The organism is Bradyrhizobium sp. (genome assembly GCF_049691595.1).
Classification (GTDB): domain Bacteria; phylum Pseudomonadota; class Alphaproteobacteria; order Rhizobiales; family Xanthobacteraceae; genus Bradyrhizobium.
On the sequence record NZ_JBAVNZ010000626.1, the window covers coordinates 1 to 2,319 of the forward strand.

2 protein-coding genes and 1 pseudogene are annotated in these 2,319 nt (G+C 62.6%); all 3 read right to left on the reverse strand.

Going from position 1 to position 2,319, the window contains the following annotated elements:
- Positions 1–308: pseudogene (locus WCE35_RS25125) on the reverse strand (EamA/RhaT family transporter); the annotation flags it as partial.
- 134 nt (positions 309–442) lie between these two features.
- Positions 443–1,501, reverse strand: coding sequence for a phosphotransferase family protein (locus WCE35_RS25130; protein ID WP_424596004.1), 1,059 nt, complete (start codon positions 1,499–1,501; stop codon positions 443–445).
- A 62-nt stretch (positions 1,502–1,563) separates the two neighbouring features.
- A partial coding sequence (locus WCE35_RS25135; RefSeq protein ID WP_424596005.1) for an acyl-CoA dehydrogenase family protein occupies positions 1,564–2,319 on the reverse strand: 756 nt, incomplete at its 5' end.

A 2,319-nucleotide genomic window follows, 5' to 3' on the forward strand; every position in this document is an offset into this window, starting at 1 on the left:
AGTGCCGCGCCAAGCGTGACCGCCAGCGGCAGCGCCTGAAAGATCGCCGCGGTATTGGCCAGCGGCAGGTGCACGATCGCCGTCAGAAACGCCACCGTGCCGCCGACTTCGGCCGCCACCCGCAGCGCGACCGGCTTCATCATCAGCGTGCGCAGCGGACGCACCGCGCGCTGATGGAATGCAAGCGCCATGACCAGCACAATCGCGAACAAACCTCTCACCAGCATCACCTGGCCGAAGTTCATCTCGGACGACACCGCCTTGGTAATGGCGTCGTTCAACGTGAAACCCGCCATGCCCACGGTCATGAACAGGCTTCCGCGAAGATTGGGGGAAAGCGGCAAGTCAGTCTTCCTGGTCGGATCAATGCCGCACCATCGGCCGGCGCCGTCAGCGAGCGCGCGGATCGATCCGAACGGACTCGCTCCGCGTTGCTGTTTTCTCAGGTCGCGCCGGCCTTTTGTGCGTATTCCCAGGAGGCCTTCGACAGCGGCACGGTGCGCTTGGCCGACTCGATGGCTTTCGCATTCGCCGCGGTGCCGTCGCGGATCCGCCCGGCGATACCCTGCGTGATGCCGGCAAGCCGGAACAAATTATAGGCAAAATACCAGTTCAGGTCGGGAACGGCGCTTCCGGTGACGTTGCAATAGATCTGCGCGGCTTCTTCCATGCTCGGGATGTTGAGCGCCTTGAGGTCGGCGCCGGCGAGGCCCGGCATGGTCCATTGCATCAACAGATAGGTGAAGTCGGCCATGGGATCGCCGAGCGTCGACAGCTCCCAGTCCAGCACCGCCTGCACCCGCGGCTCGGTTAAATGGAAGATCATGTTGTCGAGGCGATAGTCGCCATGGACGATCGAAACGCGTTCCTGCTGCGGCACGGTTTTCGGCAGCCACTCGGCCAGTTTCTCGAATTCGGGAATGTGCTGCGTCTCGGACGCGCGATACTGCTTGGTCCAGCGATCGACCTGTCGTGCAAAATAATTGCCGGGCTTGCCGAAATCACCGAGCCCGATCGCCTGCGGATCATAGACGTGCAGTTTTGCCAGCGTCTCGATCTTGCTGGTGAAAATCTTGCGGCGGTCGCCGGGCGTCTGGCTGGGAAGTGTGGGATCCCAGAACACCCGGCCCTCCTCCATCGACATGATGTAGAAGGCAGCGCCGATCACGGCATCGTCGGTGCACAGCGCATAGGCTTTCGCGACTGGGAAATTCTGCTTGCCCAACGCGGCGATGACGCGAAATTCGCGATCGACCGCGTGCGCCGACGGCAGCAATTTGCCGAACGGCCTGCGCCGCATCACATAGGACCGGCCGGGCGTATCAAGCCGGTAGGTCGGGTTGGACTGGCCGCCCTTGAACTGCAGGACGGTCAGCGGTCCCCGATAACCTTCGACGTGATCGTTCATCCAGCGGTCGAGGCTCGCCTCATCGATGCGATGCCGCTCCTCGACCTCCTTGGTGCCCGAAAACTCCTCGTCTTTCCTGACGCCGTCGGCCACGGTGACGCTCCCTCAAGGTTTCTTCTTGGTTTGCTTTGGGGAGCGCCATCTCGTCGCTCCCGCTAGTGCGTAGCGTTTGCATACTTCCGAAGCTCAAGTCTGGCAATGGCGCGGTTATGGACCTCGTCCGGACCGTCCGCCAGGCGCATGGTGCGCATGGAGGCATAGTCGCGCGCCAAACCCGCTTCGTCGGAGACGCCGGCTCCACCGAACGCCTGGATCGCGTGGTCGATGATCTTCAGCGCCATGTTGGGCGCGGCGACCTTGATCATGGCGATCTCGAGCTGCGCGGTCTTGTTGCCAACCTTGTCCATCATGTCGGCGGCTTTCAGGCACAGCAGGCGGTTCATCTCGATGTCGGTGCGGGCTTCGGCGATGCGCTGTTCCCAGATCGAATATTCGATGATCTTCCTGCCGAACGCGGAGCGCGACGACAGCCGCTTTACCATCTTCTCCAGCGCCTCCTCGGCCTTGCCGATGGTGCGCATGCAGTGATGGATGCGGCCTGGGCCGAGCCTGCCTTGCGCGATCTCAAAACCCCTGCCCTCGCCGAGCAGGATATTGCTGGCGGGAACCCGGACGTTCTCCATCAACACCTGGGCGTGGCCATGCGGCGCGTCGTCATAGCCGAACACCGGCAGCATTTTTTCAACGGTAATGCCCTTGGTATCGAGCGGCACCAGGACCTGCGACTGCTGCTGGTGGCGCGCCGCCTTCGGGTCGGTCTTGCCCATCACGATCGCGATCTTGCAGCGGGGATCGCCGACGCCCGACGACCACCATTTGCGGCCGTTGATGACGTAATGATCGCCGTCCTT